The sequence below is a fragment of the Halomonas sp. 707D4 genome, from assembly GCF_024158685.1.
Lineage (GTDB): Bacteria > Pseudomonadota > Gammaproteobacteria > Pseudomonadales > Halomonadaceae > Vreelandella.
Genome location: NZ_JAMZBD010000199.1, coordinates 1 through 5,518, shown reverse-complemented (window position 1 = coordinate 5,518; position 5,518 = coordinate 1). Strand labels below are relative to the sequence as shown.

The window sequence follows — 5,518 nt, the reverse complement described above, 5'->3', positions numbered from 1 at the left end:
AGGTAGCTCTGTACCGGCAGGGCATAATCGCGCGCCTGGCTCGCCCCTTCCGGGCGCGCCTCGACGGCAAGCTCGCCGCTGTAGCCGATCAGCGAGATGAGCTTGAGGTTGACCTCTTCCCAGGAGCGCACGGGATCGTTCTGGATCGCGGTGATCTCCGCACCTTCGGGAAGGCCTGCCTCGTAGGCGGGGGAGTCCGGGGTGATGTCGCCGACGATCGGCGCGACGGTGGTGGTCCCCGCCACGAACAGCGCCCAGTAGGCAACGAGCGCCAGCAGGAAATTGGCGAGCGGCCCGGCGGCGACGATGGCGATGCGCGCCCAGACGCTCTTGCGGTTGAAGGCTTGATCCAGCTGGTCCTCGGGCACCGGCGCCTCGCGCTCGTCGAGCATCTTGACGTAGCCGCCCAGCGGTATCGCGGCCACGGCGAACTCGGTGCCGTGGCGATCCGTCGTCGACCAGAACGGCTTGCCGAAGCCCACCGAGAAGCGCAGCACCTTGACGCCGCAGCGCCGCGCCACCCAGAAATGACCGAACTCGTGGAACGTGACCAGAAGCCCGAGTACGACGAGTACCGCCAGGATGTTCTGCAAAAGTCCCACAGGCTACTCCTTTGCCGACGTGACGTCCGCTGCGTGTTCGCTCTCGAGCAGGCCCCGCGCCTGCTCCCGCGCCCAGCGATCGGCGGCCAGAATCTCTTCGATGGTGTCCGCGCGGTGCTCGCAGGGCAGCGCCATCACGCCCTCTACCACTTCGGCGATGGCACCGAAGGCGAGCCCGCCGGACAGAAAGGCCTCCACCGCGACCTCGTTGGCCGCGTTCAACACTGCCGGCGCGCTGCCGCCGCGCTGCATCGCCTCCCGCGCCAGGCGCAGGCAGGGAAAGCGCGCCTCGTCCGGCGCCTCGAAGTCGAGTCGCGCGATCTGGAAGAGATCCAGCGTCTCGACGCCCGAGTCGATCCGCTCGGGCCAGGCCAGCCCATAGGCGATCGGCGTGCGCATGTCGGGGTTGCCGAGCTGGGCGATCACCGAGCCATCATCATAGGCGGCCATCGAGTGGATCACGCTCTGCGGATGCACCACCACCTGGATCTGCTCGGGGGCGGCGTCGAACAGCCAGCACGCCTCGATCAGCTCGAGGCCCTTGTTCATCAGCGTGGCGCTGTCCACGGAGATCTTGCGCCCCATCGACCAGTTGGGATGCGCGCAGGCCTGCTCCGGGGTGGCCACGGCGATCTCCTGAGCGTCCCACTGGCGAAACGGCCCGCCGGAGGCGGTGAGCAGCAGCTTGCGAACGCCATGGCGGTCGAGCCCGCCGCGATGGCGGGGCGGCAGGCACTGGTAGATGGCGTTGTGCTCGGAGTCGATCGGCAGGAGCGTGGCGCTCGAGCGCTCGACCGTCTCCATGAACAGCGCCCCGCTCATCACCAGCGCTTCCTTGTTGGCAAGCAGTATTCGCTTGCCCGCCTCGGCGGCGGCAAGCGCCGGCAGAAGCCCCGCGGCGCCGACGATCGCCGCCATCACGGTATCGACCCGCGCGTCGCGGGCCACGGCGCACAGCGCCTCGACGCCGTGGGTCACGGTGGTGGCGAGGCCCGCGCGGGCGAGCTCGGCCTGAAGCCAGGCGGCATCCGCGGCGGCGTCGAGCACCGCCACGTCCGGCCGGTGCGTCAGGCACTGCTCGAGCAGCGCCTCCTTCGAAGTGTGGGCGGTCAGCGCATGCACCCGGTAGCGCTCCGGGTGGCGCTCGATCACGTCGAGCGTGCTCTTGCCGATCGAGCCGGTGGCGCCGAGCACGGTGATCCGCTGAAGGGTCGAGGAGGTCATAGCGCCGCCACCCGGGCGCTGAGCACCTCGATGAACAGCAGCGCGAAGAGCGGAATGGCGGCGGTGAGGCTGTCGATGCGATCGAGCACGCCGCCGTGGCCGGGCAGCAGGTTGCTCGAATCCTTTATGTCGCGAAAGCGCTTGAGCATGCTCTCGAAAAGATCGCCGAGCACCGAGACGAAGGTGACCAGCGCCGTCATCAGCACGAGAATCACCCCGCCGCTCACCCCCATCGGCTGCCAGAGGGCAAAGCCCACCGCCAGCACGAAGGTGGCCGCTAGCGCCCCGTACACGCCTTCCCAGCTCTTGCCCGGGCTCACCCGCGGGGCGAGCTTGCGCCGCCCGAAGCGTCGCCCGGCGAAGTAGGCACCGATATCGGCGCACCACACCAGCAGCAGCACGAACAGAAGCCACACCGCGCCGCTTTCGCGCAGCACGTTGAAGCCCACCCAGCAGGGCAGAAGCGCCCAGAGCCCCATGGCCAGGCGCGTCGCCTGGCCCTGCCACTGCTCGCGCTTGTACGGGTAGCGGCTCACCCAGTAGAGATTGACCGCCCAGCCGAGTGCGGCGAGCCACAGCGGCCAGGTGGCGAAGGCGGCCCCGCCGGCCCAGAGCGCGGCCATGAAGAGCGCCGTCAGGGCGACGAGCTTGAGCCGCGCCATCCGGCCTTGAACGCCGGCCAGGTTGGTCCACTCCCAGGCGCCGAGCAGCACCACGCAAGCGGTGAACAGCGCAAAGGCGCCGCCTTGTAATCCAAACAGGCCGATCAGCGTGACGGGAGCCAACCAGGCTGCGGTGATGATCCGCTGTCTAAGCACCTTGCGCCTCTATTTGTTCGTCGGTCATGCCGAAGCGTCGGCGCCTCGTGCAGAAGTCGTTCAGGGCGTTGTCGAACGCCGCCGCGCCGAAGTCCGGCCAGTAAAGCGGGGAGAAGTAGAGTTCGGCGTAGGCGAGCTGCCAGAGCAGGAAGTTGGAGAGCCGCTGCTCGCCGCTGGTGCGGATGCACAGATCCACCGGCGGCACGTCACCGACGTTCATGGCGCGATCCAGGCACGCCTCGTCGATCTCACCCGGGTCGAGCCTGCCCGCCGCCACCTCCTCGGCAAGCTGGCGGCTGGCGCGAGCGATGTCCCACTGGCCGCCGTAGTTGGCGGCGATCACCAGGTGCATGCCGGTGTTGTCGGCGGTCAGCGCCTCGGCGCGCTGGATGTGCTTCTGGATGGCGTGGGAGAAGCCCTGCTGCTCGCCGATGATCGAAAGGCGAATGTTGCGCTCGTTGAGCTTTCTGACCTCGCGCTTGAGCGCCATCAGAAAGAGCTCCATCAGCGCATTGACCTCGGCGGCCGGACGCTTCCAGTTCTCGCTGGAGAAGGCGAACAGGCTCAACGTCTTCACGCCACGTTCGGCGGCGCGCTGGATCACCGCGCGCACTGCCTCGACGCCGGCCCGGTGGCCGCGCACCCCAGAAAGCCCGCGCGCGCGCGCCCAGCGGTTGTTGCCGTCCATGATGATGGCGACGTGCAGGGGGCTTGGCTCCCCGGCGAGAGAAGCGCGCGCGTCGCTTGGCGTACTGGCGGGAAACTGCGGCGACGTCATGGGTTCTCGCACCAACGTTGAGTCATAAATAGGCCATGCAGTCGCCCGGGCAGACGAGTCTTCCCGGGCTGGGTGAAGAAGACGATCAGACCTGCATCAGGTCCTGCTCTTTGGCCGCCAGCGCCTTGTCGATCTCGGCGATGTACTTGTCGGTGAGCTTCTGGATCTCGTCCTCGCCCTGGCGCTGGTCGTCCTCGGTGATCTCCTTGTCCTTGAGCAGGGACTTGAAGTCGCCGTTGGCGTCGCGGCGCACGTTGCGGATCGCCACGCGTGCGCTCTCGGCCTCGGCGCGGGCCTGCTTGATGTAGGTCTTGCGGGTCTCTTCGGTGAGCATCGGCATCGGCACGCGGATCACGTTGCCGGCGCTCGACGGGTTGAGGCCCAGATCCGAGGTCATGATCGCCTTCTCGATCTTCGGCACCATGGGCTGCTCCCAGGGCGAGACGGTCAGGGTACGTGCGTCTTCCACGGTGACCGAGGCCACCTGGTTCAGCGGCACCTGGCCGCCGTAGTACTCCACGGTCACCGCGTCCAGGATGCTCGGGTGCGCCCGGCCGGTACGGATCTTGTTGAAGTTGGTGTGCACCGCGTCGACGCTTTTCTTCATGCGCGTTTCGGCATCTTTCTTGATGTCGTTAATCACGTGTTCATCCTCTGTCTATCAGCGTGCCTTCCTTGCCCCCGACGACGAGGTTGAGCAAGGCACCAGGCTTGTTCATGTCGAATACCCGTACCGGCATGTCATGGTCACGCACCAGACAGATGGCGGTCAAATCCATCACGCCGAGCTTCTGCTCGAGGGCATCGTCGTAGGAGAGCTGGTCGTACTTGACCGCATCCGGGTACTTGACCGGATCCTTATTGTACACGCCGTCCACCTTGGTGGCTTTAATCACCACGTCCACGTCCACCTCGATGCCGCGCAGACACGCCGCCGAGTCGGTGGTGAAGAACGGGTTGCCGGTGCCGGCGGAGAACAGCACGACGTCGCCGGAGGTCAAATAGCGAATGGCCGTGCGGCGGTCGTAGTGCTCCACCACGCCGCTCATGGGAATCGCCGACATCACCCGCGAACGGATGTTGGAACGCTCCAGTGCATCGCGCATGGCGAGCGCGTTCATCACCGTTGCCAGCATTCCCATGTGATCGCCGGTCACCCGGTCCATGCCCGCCTCGTTGAGTGCCGCGCCGCGAAACAGGTTGCCGCCGCCGATCACGAGCCCGACCTGCACGCCGATGCCGACCAGCTGGCCGATCTCGAGCGCCATGCGGTCGAGCACCGCCGGGTCGATGCCGAAATCGTGCTCGCCCATCAGCGCCTCGCCCGAGAGCTTGAGCAGAATGCGCTTGTACTTGGACTTCGACTTGTCCATCTTGCCGGCGAGGGCGTTGGCTTCTGGAACTTCACGTGACATGGCATCTCTCCACATAGCAAGGCAGGAATGCGCAGCGGACCCGTTTGCAGGTGCCGGATACGCGAAGGCGTGCGCTTGCGCGCACGCCCGTTTTCGAACTGGAACCTATGACCTTAGCGACGGCCGGCCTGTTCCATGACTTCCTTTGCGAAGTCGACTTCTTCCTTCTCGATGCCTTCGCCCACTTCGAAACGCGTGAAGCTGACCACTTCACAACCGGCGGCCTTGACGAACTCGGCGACGGACTGGTTGGGATCCTTGACGAAGGGCTGCTCGGTCAGGCTGTTCTCGGCCAGGTACTTCTTGAGGCGGCCTTGAACCATCTTCTCGGCGATCTGCTCAGGCTTGCCGGCCATGTCCGGCTGGGCCAGGATGATGGCCTTTTCCTGATCGAGCTGTTCCTGGGGCATGTCACCCGGATGCGCAACGGCAGGATTGATCGCCGCCACGTGCATCGCCACGTCCTTCGCGACGTCGGTGTTGCCACCCTTGAGCACGGTCAGAACGCCGATACGGCCGCCGTGGACGTACTCGCCGACCAGGCCACCTTCGACGGCATTGACGACGACGGCACGACGCACGCCGATGTTCTCGCCGATCTTCTGGACCAGCTGCTCACGCGCGGTCTCGATTTCACCGGCGGTCACGGCGGCCACGTCATCGCTCTTCGCTGCAAAGAAG

7 protein-coding genes are annotated in these 5,518 nt (G+C 66.3%); all 7 read right to left on the bottom strand.

Annotated elements, in window-relative coordinates; all coding sequences use genetic code 11:
* Nucleotides 1–602, bottom strand: a 602-nt coding sequence (rseP, locus tag BIS11_RS09860) for an RIP metalloprotease RseP (protein WP_253585994.1), incomplete at its 3' end; no start/stop codon positions are given.
* A 3-nt stretch (nucleotides 603–605) separates the two neighbouring features.
* Entirely contained in the window at nucleotides 606–1,826 is a 1,221-nt protein-coding gene (gene ispC, locus BIS11_RS09855) for a 1-deoxy-D-xylulose-5-phosphate reductoisomerase (protein WP_253585993.1), read from the bottom strand.
* Nucleotides 1,823–2,644, bottom strand: a complete 822-nt coding sequence (locus tag BIS11_RS09850) for a phosphatidate cytidylyltransferase (RefSeq protein ID WP_253585992.1) — start codon at nucleotides 2,642–2,644, stop codon at nucleotides 1,823–1,825. Before BIS11_RS09850 ends, ispC begins: the two co-directional genes overlap by 4 nt.
* Nucleotides 2,637–3,422 carry a polyprenyl diphosphate synthase gene (gene uppS / locus BIS11_RS09845; RefSeq protein ID WP_253420673.1) on the bottom strand — a complete coding sequence of 262 codons (786 nt, stop codon included), beginning with the start codon at nucleotides 3,420–3,422 and terminating at the stop codon, nucleotides 2,637–2,639. Before uppS ends, BIS11_RS09850 begins: the two co-directional genes overlap by 8 nt.
* Before the next feature lie 85 nt (nucleotides 3,423–3,507).
* A complete protein-coding gene (gene frr / locus BIS11_RS09840) occupies nucleotides 3,508–4,065 on the bottom strand; it encodes a ribosome recycling factor (RefSeq protein ID WP_227391147.1) in 558 nt (185 codons plus the stop codon).
* Nucleotides 4,066–4,069: 4 nt separating this feature from the next.
* On the bottom strand, nucleotides 4,070–4,837 hold the full coding sequence (gene pyrH, locus BIS11_RS09835; RefSeq protein WP_227391148.1) for a UMP kinase: 768 nt from the start codon (nucleotides 4,835–4,837) through the stop codon (nucleotides 4,070–4,072).
* 113 nt (nucleotides 4,838–4,950) lie between these two features.
* Nucleotides 4,951–5,518: translation elongation factor Ts (gene tsf / locus BIS11_RS09830; RefSeq protein ID WP_253585991.1), on the bottom strand; the 568-nt coding region annotated here is incomplete at its 5' end.